At 59.5% G+C, this 24049-nt stretch carries 22 protein-coding genes and 3 pseudogenes; 13 read left to right on the forward strand and 12 right to left on the reverse strand.

The window, feature by feature from the left end; translation table 11 throughout:
* Positions 1–195: 195 nt before the first annotated feature.
* A pseudogene (locus P775_RS12340) lies at positions 196–423 on the reverse strand (transposase); the annotation flags it as partial.
* 213 nt (positions 424–636) lie between these two features.
* Positions 637–1542, reverse strand: a complete 906-nt coding sequence (locus P775_RS12345; protein WP_099911282.1) for a GntR family transcriptional regulator — start codon at positions 1540–1542, stop codon at positions 637–639.
* Between the two features lie 292 nt (positions 1543–1834).
* Here P775_RS12345 and P775_RS12350 point away from each other — a divergent pair, with 292 nt between their 5' ends.
* From P775_RS12350 to P775_RS12385, 8 genes and pseudogenes are all read left to right on the forward strand, one after another.
* Complete coding sequence (locus tag P775_RS12350) at positions 1835–2656, forward strand: ABC transporter substrate-binding protein (protein ID WP_099911283.1); 822 nt, start codon at positions 1835–1837, stop codon at positions 2654–2656.
* Positions 2657–2753: 97 nt separating this feature from the next.
* Complete coding sequence (locus P775_RS12355; protein ID WP_099911284.1) at positions 2754–3491, forward strand: amino acid ABC transporter permease; 738 nt, start codon at positions 2754–2756, stop codon at positions 3489–3491.
* Positions 3488–4228, forward strand: coding sequence for an amino acid ABC transporter ATP-binding protein (locus P775_RS12360; RefSeq protein WP_099911285.1), 741 nt, complete (start codon positions 3488–3490; stop codon positions 4226–4228). The genes P775_RS12355 and P775_RS12360 overlap by 4 nt, the downstream gene beginning before the upstream one ends.
* Positions 4229–4249: 21 nt before the next feature.
* The gene (locus P775_RS12365) at positions 4250–5407 is read left to right on the forward strand and encodes a M20 family metallopeptidase (RefSeq protein ID WP_099911286.1); all 1158 of its coding nucleotides are present in this window, start codon (positions 4250–4252) and stop codon (positions 5405–5407) included.
* The gene (locus tag P775_RS12370) at positions 5408–6490 is read left to right on the forward strand and encodes a mandelate racemase/muconate lactonizing enzyme family protein (RefSeq protein WP_099911287.1); all 1083 of its coding nucleotides are present in this window, start codon (positions 5408–5410) and stop codon (positions 6488–6490) included.
* Positions 6491–6501: 11 nt separating this feature from the next.
* The gene (locus P775_RS12375) at positions 6502–7674 is read left to right on the forward strand and encodes a M24 family metallopeptidase (RefSeq protein WP_099911288.1); all 1173 of its coding nucleotides are present in this window, start codon (positions 6502–6504) and stop codon (positions 7672–7674) included.
* A gap of 248 nt (positions 7675–7922) precedes the next feature.
* On the forward strand, positions 7923–9122 hold the full coding sequence (locus tag P775_RS12380) for a glutamine amidotransferase-related protein (RefSeq protein WP_099911289.1): 1200 nt from the start codon (positions 7923–7925) through the stop codon (positions 9120–9122).
* 417 nt (positions 9123–9539) lie between these two features.
* Positions 9540–10166 (forward strand): annotated as a pseudogene (locus tag P775_RS12385) (IS6 family transposase); the annotation flags it as partial.
* Positions 10167–10199: 33 nt separating this feature from the next.
* Here P775_RS12385 and P775_RS12390 read toward each other — a convergent pair.
* From P775_RS12390 to P775_RS12425, 8 genes and pseudogenes are all read right to left on the reverse strand, one after another.
* Positions 10200–11825: a Fic family protein gene (locus P775_RS12390; RefSeq protein ID WP_245875668.1), complete on the reverse strand. Its 1626-nt coding sequence runs from the start codon at positions 11823–11825 to the stop codon at positions 10200–10202.
* A 124-nt stretch (positions 11826–11949) separates the two neighbouring features.
* Positions 11950–12120, reverse strand: a pseudogene (locus tag P775_RS12395) (biotin/lipoyl attachment domain-containing protein); the annotation flags it as partial.
* Between the two features lie 31 nt (positions 12121–12151).
* The gene (locus P775_RS12400) at positions 12152–13186 is read right to left on the reverse strand and encodes a phosphotriesterase family protein (RefSeq protein ID WP_143520894.1); all 1035 of its coding nucleotides are present in this window, start codon (positions 13184–13186) and stop codon (positions 12152–12154) included.
* 5 nt (positions 13187–13191) lie between these two features.
* Positions 13192–14136 (reverse strand): DUF6282 family protein, encoded by a 945-nt coding sequence (locus P775_RS12405; protein WP_099911292.1) that lies wholly within the window; start codon positions 14134–14136, stop codon positions 13192–13194.
* The gene (locus tag P775_RS12410) at positions 14111–14848 is read right to left on the reverse strand and encodes an amino acid ABC transporter ATP-binding protein (protein WP_099911293.1); all 738 of its coding nucleotides are present in this window, start codon (positions 14846–14848) and stop codon (positions 14111–14113) included. The genes P775_RS12405 and P775_RS12410 overlap by 26 nt, the downstream gene beginning before the upstream one ends.
* Positions 14826–15512, reverse strand: coding sequence for an amino acid ABC transporter permease (locus P775_RS28935; RefSeq protein WP_099911294.1), 687 nt, complete (start codon positions 15510–15512; stop codon positions 14826–14828). Before P775_RS28935 ends, P775_RS12410 begins: the two co-directional genes overlap by 23 nt.
* Entirely contained in the window at positions 15512–16186 is a 675-nt protein-coding gene (locus P775_RS12420) for an amino acid ABC transporter permease (protein WP_099911295.1), read from the reverse strand. The genes P775_RS28935 and P775_RS12420 overlap by 1 nt, the downstream gene beginning before the upstream one ends.
* Before the next feature lie 71 nt (positions 16187–16257).
* Entirely contained in the window at positions 16258–17076 is an 819-nt protein-coding gene (locus P775_RS12425) for a transporter substrate-binding domain-containing protein (RefSeq protein ID WP_099911296.1), read from the reverse strand.
* A 130-nt stretch (positions 17077–17206) separates the two neighbouring features.
* On the opposite strand from P775_RS12425, the gene P775_RS29865 reads away from it, so the two are divergent.
* From P775_RS29865 to allE, 5 genes are read left to right on the forward strand one after another with little or no spacing between them, the layout of a single operon-like run.
* Positions 17207–17479 carry a (2Fe-2S)-binding protein gene (locus tag P775_RS29865; RefSeq protein WP_099911297.1) on the forward strand — a complete coding sequence of 91 codons (273 nt, stop codon included), beginning with the start codon at positions 17207–17209 and terminating at the stop codon, positions 17477–17479.
* Positions 17476–18888 (forward strand): NAD(P)/FAD-dependent oxidoreductase, encoded by a 1413-nt coding sequence (locus P775_RS12435; protein WP_099911298.1) that lies wholly within the window; start codon positions 17476–17478, stop codon positions 18886–18888. The genes P775_RS29865 and P775_RS12435 overlap by 4 nt, the downstream gene beginning before the upstream one ends.
* Entirely contained in the window at positions 18885–20030 is a 1146-nt protein-coding gene (locus P775_RS12440) for an NAD(P)/FAD-dependent oxidoreductase (protein WP_099911299.1), read from the forward strand. Before P775_RS12435 ends, P775_RS12440 begins: the two co-directional genes overlap by 4 nt.
* Positions 20031–20038: 8 nt before the next feature.
* Entirely contained in the window at positions 20039–20992 is a 954-nt protein-coding gene (locus P775_RS12445; protein WP_143520895.1) for a dihydrodipicolinate synthase family protein, read from the forward strand.
* Positions 20992–21741, forward strand: a complete 750-nt coding sequence (gene allE / locus P775_RS12450) for a (S)-ureidoglycine aminohydrolase (protein ID WP_099911301.1) — start codon at positions 20992–20994, stop codon at positions 21739–21741. Before P775_RS12445 ends, allE begins: the two co-directional genes overlap by 1 nt.
* Before the next feature lie 32 nt (positions 21742–21773).
* Here allE and P775_RS12455 read toward each other — a convergent pair whose 3' ends face one another.
* Both P775_RS12455 and hydA read right to left on the reverse strand, forming a co-directional pair.
* The gene (locus tag P775_RS12455) at positions 21774–22445 is read right to left on the reverse strand and encodes a GntR family transcriptional regulator (protein WP_099911302.1); all 672 of its coding nucleotides are present in this window, start codon (positions 22443–22445) and stop codon (positions 21774–21776) included.
* Positions 22442–23899: a dihydropyrimidinase gene (hydA, locus tag P775_RS12460; RefSeq protein WP_245875669.1), complete on the reverse strand. Its 1458-nt coding sequence runs from the start codon at positions 23897–23899 to the stop codon at positions 22442–22444. Before hydA ends, P775_RS12455 begins: the two co-directional genes overlap by 4 nt.
* Positions 23900–24049 lie beyond the last annotated feature (150 nt).

Genomic DNA, 24049 nt, shown 5'->3' on the forward strand with positions numbered 1-24049 from the left:
TGGGGTGGTCTTCGCCGGGCAGGTTGTCGATCGCCATCTGCGCAGCTTCGCACTCTCGATGGCGACGTCAATCTGCGCTGCGCATTACGTCAGGCTGCGACTGTCATGATGCATCGCGGACGATCGACGCGCTGCATTGTGGGCCGCGCAGGTCGCTCAACGCCCTGGCACTAAACGCGCCATGGTTGCCTTGGCGATCCGCGCAAACACGCCCATATCGCTCCACCTTTCCCAGCGGTTGTAGAGGGTCTTGTGGGGACCATACTCAGCCGGTGCATCTCGCCAACGCAAGCCATTGCGATTGAAAAAGATAATACCAGTCAGGACACGCCGGTCATCAACGCGCGGCACGCCATGGCTCTTTGGAAAATAAGGCCGAAGCCGCTCCATCTGAGCCTCGCTCAGCCAATACAGATTGCTCATCAAACCCTCTTTGGTTCGAGGAAGGTGAATTATGCAGGCCTCGTGGCATCAACCCGAATAATGGGTCCTGAGCCTAGTTCGCGCTGAACAAGTCGCAAGTGTCTGAATTTGCATGGTTAGCTTGGAAAAACTGTAGCAAGAAATTGTAGGGTTTTGTATACTGGATGTTGGCCTCATTGCTGCAGGCGCCCACGGAACAGCATCTTGCTAGCCTTACTGCCAGCTCATCTTCTTTCGTCTCTGGGCGGTGGCGGCATTCGCATTCTGTAAATGATCGTGCAGCAGTCGTGCAGCCGTATCGCGCTGGTTGCGGTTAATCGCCTCGATGATCTGCAGATGCTCCTTCAACCATTCCTTCACACGCCTTCGGTTGGCGTTGGTGACGAACTCCAACAGGCGACGCAGACGGTTCTGATGCTGTACGGCGTGCAGGAAAAACGCATTCCTTGAGAACCCCGCGATGGTTTCGTGGAATGTCGCGTCAAGCTCGAACAGCTGCTTGCTGGACAGGGATTCGATGTCGGGGTGGCTTTCGAAGTGCAGGTGTTGCAAGCGAAGCCGGTCCAACGCGCCTTGGTCGGCAGAGAAGGTTGTCAGGAGAAGGCCGGCGGGTTCGATCGTGCGGCGGAAATCGAAACTCGCATCCCGTGCGGTGTCGTTGTCAAGGGTCGCCATGAATTCCCAGGATCGTCCCTGACCCTTTGCGAGTAGACCGTCGTTCACGAGGGCCGACAGGGTGCGTTGCAGCACTGTCCGATCCACATCGTAGCGCCGCAGCAGATCGACCTGCGTCAGCTCGTCGGTCAACGCTCCGCTCAGCCGGTCCTGCACGATCTGGGCGTAAAGGTTCTGATCCGCGCTCTGAGGCACATCTAGCTCCAGACGGCTCAGCTCATCCGGTCGCAGGCGCAGGAAGAATCCCTGGTTCCGGCGGGACTCGACGATGCCACGCTCCGACAGGAGCGTCAGGGCCGCGCGCACCGGCGTGCGGGAGACGCCCAAAAGATCCGCCAAAAGCTGCTCCCGAAGGTGGTGACCCGGTTCGAACCGGGCGTCCCGTGACAGATCGAGGATCCGGTTGGCAAGAAGAAAGTGCGTCTGGCGGGCAGCCTTTGGCATGTCTGTGCGTGTTCCAATTTTCAATTTCGTACAATCTTAAGCACGACGAACCATGGCGTACAATGTGCCACATGCTGCATCGGACTGCTCCGGCGAGTCTCGAGCTCGAGCTCAAGCCGCTATTCTGGGCAACTGAACAAGAGTCTGCGGAAAAATCTTGCACGCCTGTGCATCCCTCCGATTTCCGCAACTACGTCCGGCTCACGCGCTTTCAAATTGTACAAAATGATCTAAACAAAACAATAAGAAAAAAATGATTTCCACCATCCACCATCCAGCCAGGAGCCGTCCAATGTCTCATTTTCTCCGGACCACGTTCAGCACGCTGAGTGCCGTCGCCTTGTTAGCCACCACGCCCGCTCTGTCGGCCGACATGCCGGACAGCGGCCTAGTGGAGCAGGGGGCCATCACCTATGGCGTTGCCGCCACCTTTTCCCCTTTCGAGTATACGGTAGATGGTGAGCTTACAGGTTTCGACATCGACCTGATCGCGGCGCTGACCGAAAAACTCGGCGCCGAGGCCAAGCCGATGAGCATGGAGTTCAAGGGCCTGATCCCGGCACTTCTTGGCGGTCGTATCGATATTATCAACTCGGCCATGTACATGAACCCGGCGCGGGCCGAGCAGGTGGATTTCGTACCCTACCTCGAGATCGGAAACCGCGTTGTCGTGCAGGCGGGCAACCCGGCGGGGATCAGCGGGCGCGACGACACACTCTGCGGCAAGACGATTGCAGTGACGCTGGGCGGGATCCAGGAAAGCCAGGCCCGGGCCGACGATGCCCGTTGCCAGAACGCCGGGCTTGAGGCCGTGACGGTTCTCACCTTGCCGACGGCGCAGGACAGCGCGCTGACCCTCCGGCAGGGCCGGGCGGATGCCTTCTACGACAGCACCCCGGGCACCGTCGTGATGCAGGAGAAGATGGCGGGCGTGTTCGAGGCCGTCGGCGAGGAATTCGAAAGCAACACGCAGGTCGGTATCGCCACCCGTAAGGGCGACGTGGCCATCGCGGCGTCGATCCAGGCCGCATTGGACGAGATCGTTGCAGATGGCACCTATGATGCCCTGATCGCCAAATGGAAGCTTCCGGCCTCTGTGTCGCTGTTCGACTGAGGGCAGTACCCCCGGCAAGGGTCCGGGGATTTGAACAACGGGACGGCCCGCGCGCCGTTCCTCAAGTTGCCCCGCCAAGACCTGAGGAAAACCCTAGATGTCCTTCGAGCTCGTCTATCAATATCTCGTATCGCAGTCTTTCATCTCGGGCGCGTGGATGACGCTTTCGATTACCGTGGTCTCCCTGTTTTTCGGGGTCATCGTCGGGCTGATTATCGCGTTGCTGCAGGGATTGAAATTTGCGCCGGTGAACTGGCTGACGCTGATTTATCTCTGGCTATTCCGCGGCACGCCGGTCCTGTTCCAGATCATCTTCATTTACAACGTCCTGCCGACCTTCGGCATCCGGCTGTCGGCGTTCCTGTCCGCGGTCATCGCGTTGTCGCTGAACGAAGGCGCCTACATGGCCGAAATCATCCGCTCGGGCCTTCAGGCGGTGCGCAAGGGGCAGCGCACGGCCGGCCTGGCGCTCGGGATGACACGGGGCAAGGTGATGCGCTACATCGTCCTGCCGCAGGCCGCGCGCATCGTGCTGCCGCCAATGGGCAACCAGACCATCGGCATGCTGAAGACCTCTGCGCTGGTTTCGGTGATCGCGGTCGAGGAACTGCTGCTGGTGGCCAACCAGACCGCGTCTGCCGATTTCCGCTATTTCGAAGCGTTGACGGCGGCGGGGATCTACTACCTCGCGCTGACCTCGGTGTTCATGGTCGGGCAATATCTGATGGAACGCTCGCTCGAGCCCAAGAAGCGCCGAGGCGCCGCGCCCAGAAGCCTGATGTCGCGGCTTGCGGGCAAGGCCAACCCGAAGCCGGTCGCTGAGGAGGGACCATGAAAGAACCAAAACTGATCGAGGCCATCGGCGTGGACAAGCAGTTCGGCGACACGAAGGTCCTGCGCAACTGTTCGCTCGCGGTCGACGTCGGCGAGACGGTCGTCCTGATCGGGCCGTCCGGCTCGGGAAAATCCACCTTTCTGCGCTGCCTCAACCTGCTTGAGCCGCCGACCGGCGGCGACGTGTTCTTCGAAGGGCGGAACATCACGTCCGATCTGCGTCATGCCGACCGCATCCGACGCGACATTGGCATGGTGTTCCAGAATTTCGAGCTCTTCCAGCACCTGACGGCCGCCGAGAACATCATGCTCGCTCCGATGAGGGTTCTCGGGCTCTGCACCGCCGATGCCCACGACCTTGCCTTGGATCTGCTGAAAAAGGTGCATATCCCCGAGCGGTCCGACCATTATCCCGACGAACTTTCGGGCGGGCAGCAACAGCGTGTTGCAATTGCTCGCGCCTTGGCGATGCGCCCCAAGATGATGCTCTACGACGAGCCGACGTCCGCGCTTGATCCCGAGATGATCCGCGAGGTGCTCGACGTCATGGCGGAACTCTCGGCCGACGGGATGACCTCGATCTGCGTCACCCACGAAATGGGCTTCGCGCGCCGCGCCGCCGACCGGATCATCTTCATGGAAGACGGGGCGATCATCGAGAACGCCAACGCCGCGGATTTCTTCGGCGGCCTGGTGAACGAACGCACGCAGCGCTTCCTCGACCAGATCCTACACTGATTGAAATTGAACGGAAAGAACATGGCCTTTCAGTCGTCGTCCGAGCGCATGCTGCGCGAATTGTCACAACTTGTCGCCATACCCACGGAGAACCCGCCGGGCCAGGAAGCTGCGGCCGCCGCCTTCATCCGCGATATTCTTGCCCCGGCGGGCTTCGAAGTGCGGCTGGACGAATACAAGCCGGGCCGCTTCAACGTCGAGGCCCGGCTGAGCAACGGACCGGGTCCGGTCTTTGCGCTCAACACCCATATCGACACAGTCCCGGCAGGGAGCGGCTGGACTTCGGATCCCTTCGTGCTGAGCGAACGCGATGGCAAGCTGTTCGGGCGCGGGGCCTGCGATTGTAAGGGCCCGCTCATCGCCATGCTGGAGGCCCTGCGCCTGCTGGCATCGGATCGGGCAGGCTGGTCCGGCACACTTCTGGGTGTGTTCACCGGCGATGAGGAAATCGCGAGCGAGGGCGCGCGCCACTACGCGGCCGGCCGGCCCGCGATCGACGCGGTGGTGGTGGGCGAGCCGACAGGCAACACCACCTTCAGCGCGCACAAGGGCTCGCTGCGTCCCTGGGTGCGGGTCGAGGGGCTGTCGGCCCATTCCGGCAGCCCGCATCTGGGCAAGAACGCGATCTTTCTGGCGGGCGTGCTAATGCCGGTGTTCGAAGCGTTTCACCGCGATGTCTTGTCGGGCCGCAATCACCCTCTGGTGGGGTCGCCCAGTCTGACGGTCACGCGGATCAAGGGGGGAACGTCGGACAACGTCGTGCCCGATGCCTGCGACCTGCTGGTCGACCGGCGCCTGATCCCCGGCGAGACCGAGGCCGAGGCGCTGGCTGAGATCTCGGCCCTTCTGCAACAGGCGCAGGATATGCACGGAATCCGCGCTTTCATTCTCGGGCAAAATGCCACCACCGGAGGCGCGACAGAGACCGACGTCACGGCACCCATCGTCGCGGCGTCCCTTGCCGCCTGCTCGGCCGCCGGCTTGGCAAAGCCCGGGCCGTTCGGCTTTCAGGGCGCCTGCGACCTCGTGCATTTCGTCGACGCTGGCGCGCAGGGGACCGTGATCGGTCCCGGCGACCTCGGGGTGGCCCACAAGCCCGACGAATTCGTGCCGAAGGATGAATTCCTTGTGTCGGCAAGCATTTACGCCGATGTTGCGCGCCGGATGCTGGCGGCCTGAATGCGGTACAGCTTTCACCGCACCGAGCTCGGCTATTCCGGGCTGACCCTCCACACAGCCAGCTCGGGTCCGGTGGTCGGGCTCGACACCCTGTATTTCGTGCTGGACGACGGGGAAACCCGCGCGGTGGGCGAAACCCGTCTGAACTGCGCCTACCTGAACGGATATGCCGCCGACACGTTGCTCGACGCCGCGCGGGCACATGCCGCGCGGACCGACTGGTCCCGCCCTCCCTCGGACCTGCGAAGCGAACTCGCGAACCTCGATCTGCCTGCACCGGTGCGGATGCTGTTCGACTGCACGCTGTGGGATCTGTCCGCCCGCCGCGCGGGAGTGCCGCTGGCGCATCTGCTGGCGGGGCAGGCGGTGGCAATTGACCATGCCACGAACCAAACTCTGTTCCTGTCGTCCAACGCAGCGTTCGACGCCCGCGCGGACGCCTACGTCGCCCGCGGTTTTCGCGATCTGAAAATCCGGGTGGGACAGTATTTCGAGGCCGATTGCGCAAGGCTCGCCAGATTGCGACGGCGCTTCGGGAAGGACCTGAAGCTGTCCGTGGACGCCAACGGATTGTGGAGCGTGGCCGAGACGCCCGCATTCCTGAACCGTCTGGTGGAGTACGATGTCGCCTATGTCGAGCAGCCCATAGCCCCCGGTAACTGGGATGCCCTGAGCCGACTGGCTGAGGGTTCCCCCATGCCGCTCATGCTTGACGAAAGCATGGTCGGTCCGCGCGATGTCGCCGAGATCATTGCCCGCACGGGGGCGGCACAGGGCAGGCTCTGGGCGCATCTCAAACTGATCAAGACCGGCGGCATCACGCCCGCGCTGGCCGCCGTACGGGCGCTCCGGCGCGCAGGCGTGCCGTTCATGATCGGCCAGATGAACGAAGGCAGCCTTGCCACGGCGGCGGCTCTCCACTTGGCCTGCGCAACCCAGCCCGAACACGCCGAACTCTACGGCGCCGACGGGCTGGCCGACGATCCTGCCGGCGGGCTGACCTACGCCGACGGCCGCGTCAGCGCGCCTCTCACTTCAGGACTTGGCATTTCATTCACGGCGCCCCGCGCCAACGATCTTTAAGGAGACAGAATATGGACACAACGGGCGTAACGCAGGGCCAGGAATCGGCCTTTCCCATGGAAGAATACGCATCCCGGCAAGCGGCCGCCCGCGCCGGGCTTCAGGCGGCGGGATTGGATGCCATGGTAGTCACCGGGCCGGAAAACATCTTCTACCTAACCGGGCAGCAAACGCCGGGATACTACACGTTTCAGGCGCTGGTGATGCCGGTCGAGGGCGATCCGGTCTTCGTGCTGCGCCAGCTCGAATACTTCAACTTCGTCGCCAACACCTTCATCACCGACGCCGAGATCTATTCCGACGCCGATGAACCGGTGGCTTTCCTGACGAACGTGATCTCGCGCATGGGCCTCGCGTCCCGCCGCGTCGGCATCGACAAGCGCGGCTGGTTCCTGCCCATTGCCGTTTATGAAAAGCTCCAGGATGCGCTTGGAACCGTGCACGACAGCGCAGGCATCGTCGAGGCACTGCGCGTGGTGAAATCCGCGCTGGAGATCGAGAAGCTCGAGCTTGCCGCGGGCTATGTGGACGCGGGCATGCGGGCAGGCCTTGGCGCAGTCCGCGCAGGCGCCACGGACAACGATCTGGTGGCGGCGATGCTGCATGCGTCGATCAGCGCGGGTGGCGAATACATGGGGATGGAGCCTCTCGTGTCGACCGCAAGACGCACCGGCGTTCCCCATGGAACCTGGCGGCGGGTGGCGCTTTCGCAAAACGACCCAGCGTTCCTGGAGTTGGCCTGCGTACACGACCGATATCATGCTGCGCTTATGCGCTCGGCCTGGGTTGGCCAGGTACCGCCCGAGGCCGAGGACATGATGAAAGCCTGCCAGAATGCCCTTTCGGCAGCCCTGGAACACATCCGTCCCGGCGTGCCCTGCGAGGCGTCGCACAATGCCTGTCAGGCGGTCATCGACAAGGCGGGGTTCACCGACAACTTCCGCAAGCGTCTTGGCTATTCCACCGGCATATCCTTTGCCCCGGACTGGGGAGAGGGGGGCATCCTGTCGCTGAATGCCGGCGTCACGACCGAACTGCGCCCCGGCATGGTATTCCATATGCCCCCGGCACTTCGCATCTATGGCCGCTTCACGGTGGGCGTGTCCGAAACCATCGTAGTGACTGAAACCGGATACCGGCAGCTTGGCACGGTCCCGCGGGATCTGCTGCGCGTCGCGGCCTGAACCGGTTGCTGGCTGGGCCGACCCGACAAAGGGTTGGCCATCGACCCGTGGCGCACCGCGTCCGTCCGCGTCTCTGGCATGAAGAGCCCGATGGGCGGGTGCCAGTGCAACATGTCAAGTCATGGAAAAACGTCGAATGAACGATCGCGGGCAAGACCTGTCCAAGCGTCATCCACTTACCAATTCGGGAGACCTGTTATGAGCGTTTTGGTTCCTGCCTGTGGCATCACCTGCGGGACATTTTCGTCATGAACGCCGTTACGCTTGTCCTGCACGACACCGACGAGCCGGCGCTGTTCGGCGCAGCCGCGGCGGCCATCGCGGTCCGCTCCAGCGGCACGGTATGGTGGACGGCGTGCAGTTGGCCTTCGGGCACCCATCCGGATGCCGCGCAGCATGTCTTTCGCACGGGTGCACTGGCGCCCAGCGGACTGGTCTGGGCCGTGCGCCTGACGGGACAGGACGCGCTAAGTCTTCGCGTCGACGAGGTGCCGCAACCTGGGGCGGTCATCGCCCTGCACCCGGCTTGGAGCGTTACCGACCCCTCGGGCAAAGATCTCGGGCAGCGTCTTTCGGCTGCGGGTCTGTCCGTGAGACAAGTGACGGTCCACACGGAAGGCTCAAGACTGATTGACGACGCCGGACGCACCCTGGCATGGCGGGATCGCTACGGGCGCATCCTGACGTCCGCCTACGAAGCGCCGGCCGGCCCGGCCCTTCGCGTCGGCCTCGCGGGAACGCCCGAGCAGATGCTGCAAACCTGCCCGGCACCGCTGGCGGCGCTGGGCGATGCTCTGGAATCCGCGGGATTGGGCGCGGATCTCTGCTTCCTGGATCCGACGAACCTGCCGGACGCGCCCCTCGACAGGCTCGACGGTGTGCTCATGCCGGGCGGTGCCGACATGGCTCCGGTCGAAGGCCAGATCCGGCTGGCAGACCTGGCGCGGGTTGAAGGCGTTCCGATGCTGGGCCTGTGCCTTGGCATGCAAAGCATGGCAACCGCCGCTGCGCGGCGCCTGCCGGGCTGGCAGGGCGCATCATTGGCCGAAGCACGCCCGACCGCCCCCTGCTTCAGCTTCCAGCCTTTCCCGGATGGCATGCACCGCCTGGGGCCGCGCAGGATCGAGGCTCAGCCGGGCTCCTATCTCTCAACCCTTCTGGACCGCCCCGTAGAGGTCATGGCCAATCATCGTTACCGCCTCGCGTCCGAATTGCTGGACGCCCTTCCAGAGGTCGGGCTCCACGCCTCGTCCGTCGAGCCCTGCGGCACCGCCGCTGCCATCGAGGGCGCGGGCTTTTACCTGGGCCTTCAGGGACATCCCGAGCTCTCATCCACACGGCAACACCCAAACCCGGTCTTTTCAGCGTTTGTGAAGGCGATGCAAGACCATTCTGGAACAGCGACCGGACCGGACAAGGCGAGTGGGTCTCCGATCCTTCAGGGCTGAACTGATCCGGCGGATAATCTACGAGACGCCTTTTAACCTACAAGAAAGATGACGCAAAACGCCGCCCTTGCCCTACGATCCGCCTCGGTGCCGACGAAAACACGCCGCACTTAAGACCATCAAGATTTCCTCGGATGCTGCGACCGGTCCGAAAGGCTTTGTCAAATTGTTTTAGCGTGTCGAGAGCAAGTTGCTGCCACGCGAGCATACCTGCATTTCAGCAGCATAGTCGTTCCACAGGAGAACGCCGGCGAGGCACGCCGCGATGGCACCCCACCCGCGTGCGCTGATCGCCATGGAGGCTTGTGCGACGGCTCATTGCTGTCCGCTCTGCCGTCGCTCGAGTGAACCGTATCGAATGTCGGCTGTGTCACCTACGGCTTCGGCCATTTGTGTTCGTCAGAGAGCAAGATGTGTGCCCGTTTCAACCTGAGCTTGCAAGAGGTTGAAGAGCTATTGTTGGAACGTGGAGTCGACGTGTCTTACGAAAGCATCCAGCGCTGGACGGTTAAGTTTGGGCCGAAAGTCGCCAGAAATCTTCGGCGGCGCTAGGCGCGACCCGGCGATGTTTGGCATCTGGACGAAGGCGTCGTGAAAAGTGCAGGTCGGACATTCCGGCTCTGGCGGGCTGTCGATCAACAGGGTCTCGTTCTGGAAGAAAGTCTTCAGTCCAAGCGAGACACGCAGGCGGCAAAGCGGCTTCTGACCAGCCTGATCAGACGCCATGGTTTTGTGCCAAAGCGGATCGTTACCGACAAGCTGCGGTCCTATGGCGCGGCCAAACGTGAGGTCGCGTCTGGTCTCGATCATTGGTCCCACAAGGGCTTGATTAATCGCGCCGAGAACCACCATTTGCCTTTCCGAAAACGCGAGAGATCGATGCAGGGGGGCCGGACGCCCGGCGGGTTGCAAGGCTTCGTTTCCATACACTCAACCACCCGCAATCGCTTTGCCCTACCATCCCGTCGTCGCGCGGCCCTGACCATCCGGTATCATCGGATGGAAGCAGTCGATGCTTGGAAAGCGGCAGCAAGCATCGCGTGATCTTTATCATAATCGCGTCCAACCAGACCATGTTCAGTTTATGTGACAACTCCCCGAAAACACATCGTTCACAATATCTTCCAGCATGGCGACTTCCTCCTCAGTCAGTTTGGAAAGCGGTTCGCGGTCTCTGCGCCGCTTGGGAAACTTCCCGTCATTTTGACGGATGAAGATGATCACTTGTTGGGCCAGGCTATCAGGCATTTCGATTGCGTTCATTATGGCGCGCATCGCCTCGTCCTGCCGCTTTAGATATTCAATCTCCCTTGGGAGGTTTTCCTCGATAGTTTTCTGTACGCATTCATACAGAAACTCCGCTTCAGTCGTACAGTCGTAAAAACGGTAAAGGTCGGCAGTGTCATTAAGCACCTCCACGTTGCCGCTCGGAAGTGCGCGCCACTTGATGTAATCCATCAGAGGCGCGGAATGACCCCGAAGAGCTTCGCGGTAATCGTCAATGCGATCCAGCATGACGGAGGAGACCGGAAAGATCATCCCGGCGGGCGTGAATTTTCGCTCCGCAAGAACGTGGTGGATTAGACACCGGTGCAAACGGCCATTTCCATCGGCAAGCGGATGAATGTAAACAAAACCGAACGCGATCACAGCTGCTTGCAAAACCGGATCGACATCATCCCGATCGCTGATCCTGAGCCTATTATTGCACTCGTTTAGTGCCGTCATCAGATCGAAGACATCTTCGGGCCGCGCGCCAATGAACTCCGGTACTGGCTCGTTCTGGTGGTCCCGCTCACCAAGAAAAACGCCTTCTTCGCGATAACCAACGGGAGTCAGTCGGTCATCACCGATAAGGATGCGGTGCAGTCGGTATATCTCCGTCTGGTTCAGTGGGCGCTTGCCCGCTTCCAGAACAGCACGCCCCCAACGTTCGAGCCTGTTGACCGGCGGCCTTTCGCCTTCGATCTCGAAACTGGCGCGGCTGTCAGCAAGCAGAAGGAAGCTTGCGGCCCGTGCTACAACATGGCCTCCGGTCTTGCCAATAGTGGCCTGTGCCTTGCTGGCCAGATCAACGGCAATCAGCCTTTCCAGCTTCTCAGTGCGCCGGATCACCGGGCAAAGCGCGCCAGTGCCAAGCAGGTTGTCGCGAACACGGTGGCGCTGGGAAAATTTCTCCTTACCCGTGAAGTAAAGCTTCGGATCAAGGGCTGGGACGGCTGTCACAGATTGTGCATCGTCCAGCGCCAGCATCTTGCCGGTCAAAGTCTCATAGAAAAACCAAACCCGCCGTGAAAACGCGCCGGTCGGCGTCGCCTTGACGATGTCTTCAATGGCCTGACTTGGCACGGCTTCGAAAACGCGCTTAAGGAGCAGCAGATCAATATTTTCGTGCCGAAGGGCAAAATTTAGATGCCCCTCGAGCGTTTCCTCGGGCAAGTATCGCTTATCGAATACAAGCCATGGCCCATCTTCACGCCTGTTGCCTTTGACGTGCCGTTCAGAGACACAAGCAAGGTTGCGGACGGGAGCCTTTATCCCGAGCGAGTGCGCGAGAGCAGACCAGCCCACAAGGCTCGTTGCCTCTGGAAGTGGTTCATCCTGGAAGAATCCTGGGCTAAGATCGTGCAGTCGCATAGGTCGAAAATCCATCAAATAAGTCGAAAATCGCAACTCAATGGCTGCGAAGGTCGAAAAAGACACTATCGCGGCTTCTGCCGAAAATCAATCGTGAGGGTCGAAAAGCCCTGATGAGGGTAGAAAACTGCACAGAACCGATCACATCTAGCCGCCTAGACGGGGATCGGACGGTACCAAAAATCAACTTTCAACCCTGCCCGCTGACAGGTGCGTAGAATTCGGCAGCGGTCAGCGCGCCTTCCACACCGAACAGGTGAGCGTCTTTTTCCAACCATTCGCCGATCTTCAGCAGCTGGAAGTGCATAAGGAGTCCGAAAGCAGTCCGCGCCTCAGAGCTCAGGCCGATTTCCACAATCCCATCTCGCTCGCGGCGGCCGTCGTCGAGAAGGCTACGACTTTATAGTCAGCAGGCGTTGTGGCGTAGCGGAAAGAATCTGCGCAACTGCGTCCTCCGAGACGCCTTTTCTCAGCATCACTGGCACGACGGCGTTCAGAATATGCGCGTATCCGTGACCACCGCGTCGTTTTAAGCGTGTCTGCGTGCAGATATCTTGCGAGATCACGATCTGACTTTGATGTCCGGTTGCAAGCAGCGGCAGAATCAGTGCCAAACGACCCGCGTCATTGGGCATATCGAGGTCTGAAAATGGATAGTAACTGCTTTCGATTCCGAAAAAATCCCACTCCAGTACGCACCCGGTATCGGCCAGCCGCTGTACTTGGCCCGGCAGTGTCAAGGTGCGGTCCAGATGGCCAATAATGACGCGCTGGATATCGGCCCCCTCCGTTTTCAGATGGTCTATAATTTCAAAGGGGGACGCAGGATCACGGCCCGGGTGAACCGTGATCGACGCACCAGTCTGTTGTTGTGCGATGGCCGCAGCCGTCATGGCGCGCCGCTCGTCGGGATGCCAAGGGTCACTGACTCCGATTTCCCCGATGATGCCAGCCTTTATGGATGTGCCCGCAAAGCCGTCAGCAAGATCGGCAATCATTTGTTGTGCCATGTGATCTGTAGTGCTGTTCGAAAGGTCTGCATTGCTGAATTCGGAAATGTAGTATCCGGTGCCCGCGACGATGTGCGCGCCTGACCCGCGTGAAACCGCGGCAAGGCCGCTTGGATCGGGCGCAATTCCCCGTATGGTGAGGTCAACGACCGTACTTCCGCCCGCGGCTTTGAAGTCAGAGAGTTCCAGCGCCATAAGGGCAGCGTCGTCGAGGATGTGATTGCCATAATGCCCGGTCCAGTGAAACCGGATCTCGTGCACATTCTCCAGTGTCACCTCCGTGCGTGGCTGACCTGACGCCGCAAGTGCTGGGGGCGTCACGTCGCACAAAACATGCTCGTGCATCATAATGCGGCCCGCGTCCTGCGGATCAATCGGCCCGAGAACCGTTTGGATCCTGTGCGCCTTGCCCTGCATCTCTCTCACTGGCCTATGCGGAACAGCGCGGCGGGTGTGTCCTGAACCATGCGGCGCAGATCGGCCCTGGGCACGCCACAGCTTTCAAGAAGCAACAGGAATTCGCGAAGACCCTCAACCGGCGGGGGCAACAGAAAGACACCGCAGTCGCCGGAAACAACAACCTTGTCACCGGGGGCAGCAGCGATGAGTGCCGCCATCTGCGTCGCACTTACCGGCGGCACGGTGTTGCGAGCCGCATCGACATGGGTCAGCCCGGTCTGCGTGGCATGGGTGACAAAAAAGAACGAGAATTCGACATGTGCGCCCTTACCCGTCAGATCGCGCACGGTTTCGCCATCGAAATGACTTGACGGTACGAGGATGCGGGAAACGCCGCGCGCGCTGGCCTCCTCAACCACACGAAGGGCCTCTACGGCAGACAGATGCCCAGTGTTCAACACCACATCGGCTTCGGCAACCAGGTCCATGATCTCGGGCAGTGGCTCCGGCAGGGCACCGCTTTCCGGGATGGCAAGGCATTCGGCAACATAGCTCTCGGCGCGATTTTCCAGACGCGCCGTGTGACGCGTGTGGTGGGTGGGCAAAGAAATGAACCGCGCCCCGTCGCCGGGCGCACCAAAGCCAAGCTTGAGGGCAATGCGCACATTGTCGGCATCAATCCCGCCGGCCGCAGGTTCCATGATGAGCCCGCCAAACGTCTCGACCCCCAAGTGGCCAAGATGCCGGTTGGCCAGCGCGGCCATGCCTGACGAGTTGGCGAAATTGTCCATCAGACCGATGGCCCGCATGCCTGCGTCCGCAGCCTGTTGCACTGCCTGCAAGACGTCGATGGAGCGATGGTTGATGTGAGGACAGGCATGAACATGCCCGTCAACGGCGCCAACAAGCAGATCCGCGCCTGGCAATGTCAACGCAGCGGGTTCAGTGGCGTAAAATTTTTCCGACAAAGTCACGTGTCCTGTCCTGATTGGGAGCATCAAATATGTCGGCGGGTGCACCAAGCTCAACGACCTTGCCGTCGGCCATAAATGCGACGCGCGCGCTGATTTCGCGGATGAAGCCCATCTCGTGGCTGACGATAACCATCGTCATTCCTTCTGCCGCCAGTTCCCGGATCGTATCGAGCACTTCGCTGACAAGTTCCGGATCAAGCGCTGCGGTCACCTCGTCCAACAACAGAATTTCGGGCTTCAGACAAAGCCCGCGCGCGATCGCCACCCGTTGCTGCTGACCACCAGAAAGCTGATCCGGATAGCTTTCAAGCTTGTTTGCCAGACCGACCTTTTCAAGCAGATTTTCAGCTTCTGCCTGGACCTCACTGCGTTTGCGTCCGTGCACCTTGATCGGCGCGATCATGACGTTTTCCAGTACCGTCAAGTTCTGGAAAAGATTGTATTGCTGAAACACGATCGCCGTACGGTTTCGCAATGTGCGAATGTCCGCAGGCTTGTCGAAATTGATGGTTTCTCCGGCAACTCGAACGCTGCCAGTTTCGGGCTTCAGCAGCCCGGTCAGCACCCGCAAGATCGTGCTCTTTCCGGATCCGGATGGACCAATGAGCCCCACCGTTTCGCCTTTTGCGACCGAAAGTTCGATACCATCCAACACACGCAACTTTCCGTAGGCTGCACTCACCTTATCGAGTTCGAGATGTGCCAAGTTTTTTCTCCAGTTTAGCGCCCAAGCGTGACAGCGGATAGGACAGCATGAAATAGGCAAGCAGGATGACACCGAAGGAAACTCCGGCGGAAAATCCTCTGTTGTTGAAAACCTTGCCGACATAGGTGAGTTCGACAACGCCGATCTGGGACGCCAGTGCGCTGTCCTTGATGAACAGGATGAAAAAGCCGAAAGCAGGCGGCAGGATCACCGTCCAGGCCTGCGGCAAGATCACGTAGCGGATGGTCTGCAGCAGCGTAAAATTCATCGCCGCGGCGGCATGCCATTGATTTGGATGGACCGACTGCAAACCTGCACGCACGATTTCCGCGAGAAATGCGGTACCGATCAACACGACGGTTACACAGCCCACCGTGAGGGTGGATACGTCGAACCCGCCGAACTGGAAGGCAAAGAAACACAGCATCAGCGTGACAAGGAAAGGCACGCGTCGGAAGAATTCGGTAAATACCAGCGCAAACGCGCGCAGCGGCCAGCTAAGCCAGCCAGAGGTCAGACGCGCAACAGCCAGAAGGGTGCCGAACAGCCCGCCCAGGATGCAGCCAAACGCCGACAGGGCGATCGTGGTCAATGCTCCTTTGGCCAGAAAGACGATGTTGTGATAGGTCGCGAGGCTCGCCAATTCAGAAAAGAAGCCTCCCATCAGACCACCCTCATCTTGGTGCGGAACGCGAACTTTCCGAACAGTGCCAGCGCCACAGAGGCGATAAGCGTGACAAACACATAGATCACTGCGACGATCGAAAAGACTTCGAGTGACCGGAAAGTTTCGCTGTTGATGTTGAAGGCACGTCCCGTGAGTTCTTCAACACCAAAGATGGCCGCCATCGATGTGCCCAGAGTCATGAGAATGTAATGGTTGGACAAAGGCGGGAACAGAACCTTTGCCACATGCGGCAGGATCACATAGCGGATCTGCTGCAAGCGGCTGAACCCGAGAACTTCCGCCGCTTCCATCTCGCTCTGTCGACGGCTTTCGAAACCGGCGCGCTGGATCTCCGTCAGATAGGCACCAGCGTTCAGCGTCATGCCGAGCAGAACCGCCATGTAAGATGACAGGAAGATTCCAAGGTCAGGCAGCGCAAAATAGAGAAAATAGATTTGCACAAGCTGCGGCGTGTTCACGAAGAACACCACGTATGCGTTTACGGCGTGACGGCTGAAGCCGCCGCCAAATGTCTTGACCGCCGCGCAGACCGTCCCGATCAGCATCCCTCCGCAAAAGGCGAGAAACGCGATCTGCAAACTCAGCCACGCACCTTTGATCAGGTAGGGTAAATATGGCCAGACCTGACCATATTGAAATGTATAGTCCATGATGCTCTCTTGGATTCAGCATGCCCGCCCCAGACAGGATGTCGAGGCAGGCATTCTTTCAACGGACAGGCTCAGAACCAGGGAGACACTTCGACGTCACGGATCATTTCGCGCTCGAACCACTTCATCCACAGGTCGTCGACGACACCGTCGCGGTGCAATTCAAAGATTGCGACATTCAGCCAGTCTTTCAGGCCAGTGCTGTTCTTGGCGACTCCGATCGCGCAGTAGTAAATGTCAACCGGAGTCTCTACGATTTTCCATTTCACATCGTGTTTATTCATGTGCTCGCCCACAAAGTCGATCACATCCAGCAACGCGTCGCCGCGCCCTTGAGCCAGTGCGCGCACGACGTCAGGATAGTTGTCCAGCAACAGAACGTTCGCTTCGGGCAGGTTCTCTTCGATGAATTTGACCGGCGTGCTTCCGCGGACCTGAACCAGCGTCACATCTGCCGAGTTGAGCTCTTTCCAGTCGGTATAACCCTTCTCTTCCGTTGTAAGAACGCCGAAAACTTCGGTGTGCACGGGAAGTGTGAAGTCGATGACTTTTGCGCGCTCCGGATTGCGCGTCATGGCGCCCATGACGATATCAATCTTACCGCTCGCGACGAAGGGGATCCGGTCAGGCGAACCAACCTGCACGACTTCCAGTTTGACGCCCAGCATATCCGCCAGCTGTTGCGAGAAATCGACGTCAAATCCGGCGATTTCGTTCTGCTCATTGTAGATGCCCAGAGGCGGTAGCGTCGGGTTGACACCGACCTTGAGCGTGCCGGAGGACAGGATTTCATCCAACGAGCGGGCACTTGACGTGTCTGGCGCCATCAGCGTTGCAGCCATGATCGCCCCGGCACCCACGAACGCCAGTCTTTTAAGGAAATTGAACATTTAGTGACTCCCTGGTCGTTTTTTTGAAAGGAAGGGCAATTGGCCTTGCCCACCCCGCACTCAATTTGTATACAAAGCTTACACAAGTAAAGGGCATTCTCGGATGACCCCTCTGAGGCGGCGGAAATAAATGTCGGAACGTCTAGAAATCAGGCTAACGGTCAACGGGGCACCCCTTGCCTGTGCGGTGGGCCAGACTGTCGCCAGCGCACTGCTCGCAAACAGCTCATATCTGCTGCGCCTCAGTCCTAATGGTCAAACACCTCGCGGCGCCTTCTGCATGATGGGTGCATGCCAAGAGTGCGCCATACAGATCGACGGAGGCATTCGCCGCGCCTGCCAGACCGAGGTTCGGGATGGAATGCGGGTAGAGCTGCGCGGCGCCGCGGATGATCGGGGATGACAGAAAGCTTTGATCTTCTGGTGATCGGCGCAGGTCCGGCAGGCGGCGAAGCAGCGCTATCGGCGGCGTCAGCCGGTCTGAATGTCGCGTTGATTGACGAAGGCCCCGCCGCGGGCGGCCAAGTTTGGCGAGCGCCGCGCACGGCCAAAGCCAAGCGCAGCCGCGCACAGGATCCTGACCGTGAGCGCGGCGACGATTTGCGCGCCCGGCTTGCCGCCTCTTCGATCAAGATTTTCTACGCAACTCAGGTCTGGGATGCACGACCAGGATTCCGGGTGTCGTGCGTTTCAGACGCGGGAGCAAAAGAACTCAACGCTCCGTGCCTTGTGCTAGCGACCGGTGCAATCGAACGTGTGCTACCCTTCGAGGGCTGGACCACGCCCGGCGTCTTCGGGTTGGCCGCCGCGACTGCGGTGATGAAGGCGGAAAAAGCGCTGTTCGGGCAGGACATCGTGATTGCGGGTCAGGGTCCGCTTCTCATAGCCGTTGCAGCAAAAGCCTGTGAACTTGGCCTGCGGCCCCGCGCCATCATTGACAGGGCAAGCCGCAGCGACTGGCTGCGCGCTGCGGTAGGGTTTGCTGGCGTACCGTCGATGCTGATCACTGGCGCCCGGTGGATGTCACAGCTCGCCTTGGCCGGTATTCCGTACCACCGCGGCAGTGAAGTGATCCGCGCCAACGGAGACAATGCGTTGCAGTCGATTGTGATGAGCAACCTCGACTCTGGCGCAACCGAAGAAATTGAGGCCGATACGCTATACGTCGGAAACGGATTGACCCCCGCAGACGAATTGCATCGCTTGCTGGGGGCTGCGCAGACTGCTGACGGTCTCAGGGGCGGCTATCGCACTATCCGCGATGATCGGTGCCGCAGCTCTGTCCCAAACCTGTATGTCGCTGGCGACGGCGCCGGGGTATACGGCGCTTTGCCCTCTGCAATACAAGGCCAAATTGCAGGCCTCTCTGCCGCAAGAGATCACGGTGCGCTGACCGAAGCGCAATTTTCCGCGCGGGTAAAAGAGCCGAGGCGCAAGCTGCGCCGATTGGAGAAATTTGGCGATGCATCGTGCCGTCTGATGCAGTTCCCGCAGGATGTGACAACCCATGTTTCGGCAGAGACCATTATCTGCCGGTGCGAGGATGTTACGCACGCAGACATTCATGCAGCGATTGACGATGGCGCTCAGGATCTCAATCAACTCAAGCATTTCACACGGCTTGGCATGGGCCCGTGTCAGGGCCGAATGTGTGGCCTGACTGCCGCTGCCATCCTAAACCACCGCAACCCCGGACCGAAGACTGACACACGCCTGACACCACGCGCACCGGTGCGCCCTATCGAGATGAACCAGCTGATCGGTGATTTCGACTACGACGACATCCCGGTTCCGAAACCGGCACCTCTATGAGCCCGCGCATGTATGATCTCGCGGTCGTTGGTGGCGGCATTCACGGTGCCAGCGTCGCGCTGTTCGCCGCCCGGGGCGGAATGAATGTCGTGTTGCTGGAGGCCGGCGCATTGGCGCGTCAGGCATCGGGGACGAACGCGGGCACCTTAACGATGCAAATGACCCGCGCCGCACTTATCCCTTATGCGCTGAAGGCGCACGAAATGTGGGTGAACGCGCCGCATTGGCTTGGCCACGACGTCGGAGTGGTTGCCTGTGATGGCCTTTCACTGGCTTTCACAGAAGCCGAGGAGCAGTTGCTGTCCGAGCGTGCAAAGGCGCGCAGTGCGGCTGGCGCTCCGATCAATCTCGTGACCAAAGCTGAAGCCACGCGCATAGAGCCCGGAGTAAATCCTAGCATCCGGATGGCAAGCCATTGCGCGATAGACGGCTATGCCAACGCGTACCTCACCGGTCTGGCCTATCGACGCGCCCTCAGGGATGCAGGGGTAACGATCCGCGAGTACACGCCTGTGACCGGACTGGCCGCGTCCGGCAAGGGCTATGAAATCCGTCTGGCGCAAAAGGCTATTGCTGCGTCGCAGGTTGTGCTGACCGGCGGTGTCTGGCTGGAGCCAATGCTCAAGTGGCTGGATATCCAGCTTCCGATCAAGACGCTGGTCAATCAACTCTCGGTCACCGAACGGACCGGGCCAGTTATGCGCACCGTTCTTGGCATCGCCAGCGGGCTTTTGTCCCTGAAGCAATTTCCGCACGGAACCGTCGTCATCGGCGGCGGATGGCAAGGTGAAGGTCGCCGGGAAACAAATTACCACCGCACGACGCATGACAGTACCGTGGGCAATGCAAGACTAGCCGTTCACGCCATTCCAGCGTTACGCAACACACGGCTGGTGCGCAGTTGGACAGGTTTCGAAGCTGAAACTGCCGACGCCTTGCCAATCGTTGGGCCAGTCCCTGGACACCCCGGCGTTTGGGTCAGCGGATCGGTTCATTCGGGCTATACGAGCGCGCCATACATTGCCCACTGCCTGACACAGGCCATCCTGGGCCACCACCCCGAGATGCCGCTGTTCCCGATGGACCGGTTGCTCGCGAACTCCACGCCCGAGGCCGCTCATTTCCCCCCAAAATCACAGTGAGAACATCCGTGAGCATTCCAGAGATCATGCAACCCGATATTGCCGCTCTGACCGGCATTCACGCCGCCACAGTCTGCCCCATGTCACCAAATGGGATGATCGAAGAAAACGAATTGCAGGCGCATTTAGCTGACATTTCAAGAGCCGAAGGCATCCGTGGTCTGTTGATCAACGGCCATGCTGGTGAAGGCCATCTGCTTAGTGCGGATGAGCGCGGCATAGTGGTCGGCATAGCGCGCGCTTCCGTTCCGGAAGACTGTTTTATCACCGCAGGGGTCACCGCCGAAAGCACGCGCGGCGCAGTTGAAGAGGCCGCAGTTGCTGCCAAGGCAGGGGCTGACGCAGTCTTGGTTTTTCCGCCGAACCACTGGAGTTTAGGACTGGATGAAACCATTGTAATTGAACACCATCGCGCCATTGCGGAGTCCTGCGGGCTTCCGGTGATAGTTTACAAGGCACCACTCGCCTGGGGCCGCATGTCTTATGACATCGATCTTCTGTCCCGCCTCTGCGAACTTGATGCCGTTGCCGGCATCAAGGAGGGTGCATGGGAAGTTTCTGCATATGAGGAATTGCGCCGACGCATCAAGTCCGAGCGCCCCGGAGTGTCTGTCATGGCCTCGGGCGATGAGCATCTGATGGCTTGTTATCAAATTGGGACCGACGGCAGCCAAGTTTCTCTTGCCGCAATCGTTCCGGACCTCGTGACCGCGCTTTTCGACGCCGGAAAATCCCGAGACTGGGAAGCTGCCCGCGCGCTCCACGACCAGATCTATCCGCTCTCGCGTGAGATTTACCGCCGCGCCCCGCCCTATCTCGCAACGGCGCGGTTGAAGACCTGCCTGAAGCTGATGGGTAAAATAAAGTCAGATCGCGTCAAACGGCCGATGCGGCAACTGAGCGACTGCGAAGTCGAAAGGTTGCAGGCCGTTCTGTCACTTCACCAACAAAGGAATTCCTGATGCGTCAATCTTTCGGCGAAACGCGCTCTGCCTTTCACCGCCGTCATGCCCTGATCAGCCCGGACAGCCATGAACGCGTCACCTTGCCCGCTTGGCCCGGGTGCGGTCTCAAGCATCTGATCACCCCGGCTTTGGGGGCCGACTTCTCGTTGTTCCTTGTGCAAGCAGATGCTGACGCGACAATCGCCGCTCCCGAGTCAGGCGTCGAACGCTTTGTGCTGCGCCAGGACGGTGCGGTCAGCATTTCGATCGACGGCCATGATCTACAAACGCTTGATCACGAAGGATATGCATTCTTCCCATGCGATTGCGAACACCAAATCAGCCTCTCAGACGGTGCGCGGATCTTGGTGCTCGAAAGACGGTATCAACCTCTGGCCAACGCCGCCCTGCCGGAACCGATCGTTAACAAGATCTCTACACACGAACCGGTTCCAATGAAGGGCGATACGCGCCTTATGCTCCAGAAGCTCTTGCCATCGGGTGACGGCTACGACCTTGAAATCAATATCATGGACTTCGCGCCAGGCGCGAGCCTTCCGTATGTTGAAACCCACTTCATGGAACATGGCCTCGTCCTGTTAAACGGGGGTGGGATTTATCGGCTTGAGGACAACTGGTATCCTGTTGATGCGAACGATGCGATTTGGATGGGCCCCTATTGTCCGCAATGGTTCGGCGCGATAGGGCACGGCCATGCCCGTTATCTGATCTACAAGAACTGGAATCGCGACCCGCTATGTCGCTAAGCGCGCTGACATGCGGCTCGCGGGTGCAAAGGTCAGGTTACCTGCTGTAGCGAATAGCTTATGAGGCTGGTTATGTGGCGCGCCACCGCTTGGCGAGCCGCATCGCCATTCTCGGCGCTGAGAGCGTCGAGAATGGCGATGTGTTCCACAAAATCAGATTTCACCTTCTGCCGAATTTCTGTGATTTCGAACAAACGGGTTGTCACACGCAGCTTTTCGATGATTTCGAACATGACCATATTGCCGCAATGGCGTCCGAATAGACGGTGAAGACGGTCGTCTGAATCCCAATGTGCTTCGGTGTGCTCTCCGTCTCCGGTGTGCAGCCCTTCGATCTCGAGACGGACAGCGGCAATCTCGGACAGCGGAATGCGGCTGATGGCGTTTGCCGCCGCCTCTGGCTCGATGATGCGGCGCATCTTCAGACTTTGCATATATTCCTGAAAATTCACAACCCGGATCATGTAGGAGCGACCGGAGTTCTTCTGGATCAAGCCTTCGCCTTCAAGCCGCTGCAAAGCCTCCCGCAGGGGTGTGCGCGATACCCCCAGAGTCTCCGCCAAACGCTGTTCAATAATCACCTGCCCGCTTGCCAGCGAGCGATTTCGGATCAATTCGGTCAATTGCTGCCGCACGCGTTCGGACAGAACGCTGTGCCCGTCCTTTGGTTTCGCATCAGTTTTCAGGCTGGCAGGGTTCGTCATTTTTCATCCAAAATCTTGATCAGGCCAGCCCCGGACGTGCGAGACAGATAAGCACCATCACCCAGTTGGCCCTCCAGATGGCCGTTGCGCACCATCACTTTACCACGCAAGAGCACCGTCGTAGGCCAGCCTTTCAGCGTCAGCCCCTCGTAAGGTGAATAATCCGCGCCATCATGCAAGTCGCTGTGCGCGACCGTCCGGACAAGCTCAGGATCCCAAATGGCGATGTCCGCGTCTGATCCCACAGCAATAGTGCCCTTTTTCGGATAAAGCCCATATGTTTTTGCGTGGTTCGTTGCTGTGACTGCGACAAAGGTGTTGATGTCGATGCGTCCCTTGTTGACCCCTTCGGAAAACAGGATCGGCAACCGCGTTTCCACACCCGGAATCCCATTGGGAATATGGCGAAAATTCTTGGCGCCCTTCGGGTTCATCTTGCCATCTGTACCTTCATAGCGAAACGGGCAATGGTCAGACGAAAACAGATCAAACGTGCCGTTTTGAAGACCCAGCCAGCAAGCTTCTTGTTCGGCAGCGTCCCTGGGGGGCGGGGAGCAGACAAATTTTGCCCCCTCCCAGTCCATCCCGTCCAGATCTTTTGCAGTGAGCATCAGATATTGCGGACAGGTCTCCGCAGTCACCTTCATGCCCCGCTGACGGGCGCGCTGAATTTCTTCGGCAGCGGCGGCGTTGGACACATGCACGATGACGATCGGCAAGTCGACAATCTCCGCCAATGACAAGGCGCGGTGCGTAGCTTCGCGTTCAACCGCTACCGGCCGGGTTGTTGCATGAGCCTTTGGCGCAACATCTCCATTGGCCTCATGACGCTCAACTAGGAACCGGATGGCATCCTCGTTCTCGCAATGGATCATCATCGTCGCACCGTGCTGGCGCGCCACGTCAAAGGTTGCCAGCAACTCGGCATCGTTCAGCCTCAGGTTCTCATAGGTCATGAAAACCTTGATCGACGTATAGCCGTTGGCGATTGCGGCGGGCAGCTGCTGGCCCAGCACCTGCGGGCTGGGATTGGCGACGATCAGATGGAATGCGACATCGGTATAGAGCTGCCCTTCTGCAATACCGTGATACCAGTCGATTGCAGACCTCAGGTCACCGTCTCGTTCCTGAAGGCAAAATGGCATGATCGTCGTGTTGCCGCCGAACAAAGCAGATCGCGTGCCGCTTTCGAAATCGTCTGCCATCAGGATACCGTCGCCAGAAGGCTGAGCGATATGAACGTGGCTGTCTATACCGCCTGGTAGTACGAATTTTCCTTTTGCATCAATTATTTCAGCCGCATCATCCTCAAGATCTTCAGCAAGTATTACGATTTTTCCGCCCTTGATCCCAACGTCTGCTCGGATCGTGTCTGATGCAGTTGCAACGATGCCGGATTTGATGATGATATCTAGGTTCATTTCCACTTTCACGCTCTCCAGTCTGCCCGCCACTCATATATGCACTTTCAACACAGTTTGTATACCGACGGTTTCAACGATCTTCGTGTTGGTAACGGGGTAACCGCTCCATTATGGCCGCGTGCCTGATTTCCGGATGATTTGCTAAGACACGTGTTTAACGACGTCGTTAGCGACGTGTCT

It is taken from the genome of Puniceibacterium antarcticum, assembly GCF_002760615.1.
GTDB classification, from domain to species: domain Bacteria; phylum Pseudomonadota; class Alphaproteobacteria; order Rhodobacterales; family Rhodobacteraceae; genus Puniceibacterium; species Puniceibacterium antarcticum.

Excerpts from the sequence above, each read along its gene's own strand:
- P775_RS12350 (WP_099911283.1), top strand. The coding sequence starts at position 1,835 with ATGTCTCATTTTCTCCGGACCACGTTCAGCACGCTGAGTGCCGTCGCC.
- P775_RS12355 (WP_099911284.1), top strand. The coding sequence starts at position 2,754 with ATGTCCTTCGAGCTCGTCTATCAATATCTCGTATCGCAGTCTTTCATC.
- P775_RS28935 (WP_099911294.1), bottom strand. The coding sequence starts at position 15,512 with ATGGGAGGCTTCTTTTCTGAATTGGCGAGCCTCGCGACCTATCACAAC.
- P775_RS12400 (WP_143520894.1), bottom strand. The coding sequence starts at position 13,186 with ATGCAGGGCAAGGCGCACAGGATCCAAACGGTTCTCGGGCCGATTGAT.
- P775_RS12365 (WP_099911286.1), top strand. The coding sequence starts at position 4,250 with ATGGCCTTTCAGTCGTCGTCCGAGCGCATGCTGCGCGAATTGTCACAA.
- P775_RS12360 (WP_099911285.1), top strand. The coding sequence starts at position 3,488 with ATGAAAGAACCAAAACTGATCGAGGCCATCGGCGTGGACAAGCAGTTC.
- P775_RS12370 (WP_099911287.1), top strand. The coding sequence starts at position 5,408 with ATGCGGTACAGCTTTCACCGCACCGAGCTCGGCTATTCCGGGCTGACC.
- P775_RS12435 (WP_099911298.1), top strand. The coding sequence starts at position 17,476 with ATGACAGAAAGCTTTGATCTTCTGGTGATCGGCGCAGGTCCGGCAGGC.
- P775_RS12345 (WP_099911282.1), bottom strand. The coding sequence starts at position 1,542 with ATGCCAAAGGCTGCCCGCCAGACGCACTTTCTTCTTGCCAACCGGATC.
- P775_RS12420 (WP_099911295.1), bottom strand. The coding sequence starts at position 16,186 with ATGGACTATACATTTCAATATGGTCAGGTCTGGCCATATTTACCCTAC.
- P775_RS12455 (WP_099911302.1), bottom strand. The coding sequence starts at position 22,445 with ATGACGAACCCTGCCAGCCTGAAAACTGATGCGAAACCAAAGGACGGG.
- P775_RS12425 (WP_099911296.1), bottom strand. The coding sequence starts at position 17,076 with ATGTTCAATTTCCTTAAAAGACTGGCGTTCGTGGGTGCCGGGGCGATC.
- P775_RS12380 (WP_099911289.1), top strand. The coding sequence starts at position 7,923 with ATGAACGCCGTTACGCTTGTCCTGCACGACACCGACGAGCCGGCGCTG.
- P775_RS12375 (WP_099911288.1), top strand. The coding sequence starts at position 6,502 with ATGGACACAACGGGCGTAACGCAGGGCCAGGAATCGGCCTTTCCCATG.
- P775_RS12440 (WP_099911299.1), top strand. The coding sequence starts at position 18,885 with ATGAGCCCGCGCATGTATGATCTCGCGGTCGTTGGTGGCGGCATTCAC.
- P775_RS29865 (WP_099911297.1), top strand. The coding sequence starts at position 17,207 with ATGTCGGAACGTCTAGAAATCAGGCTAACGGTCAACGGGGCACCCCTT.
- allE (WP_099911301.1), top strand. The coding sequence starts at position 20,992 with ATGCGTCAATCTTTCGGCGAAACGCGCTCTGCCTTTCACCGCCGTCAT.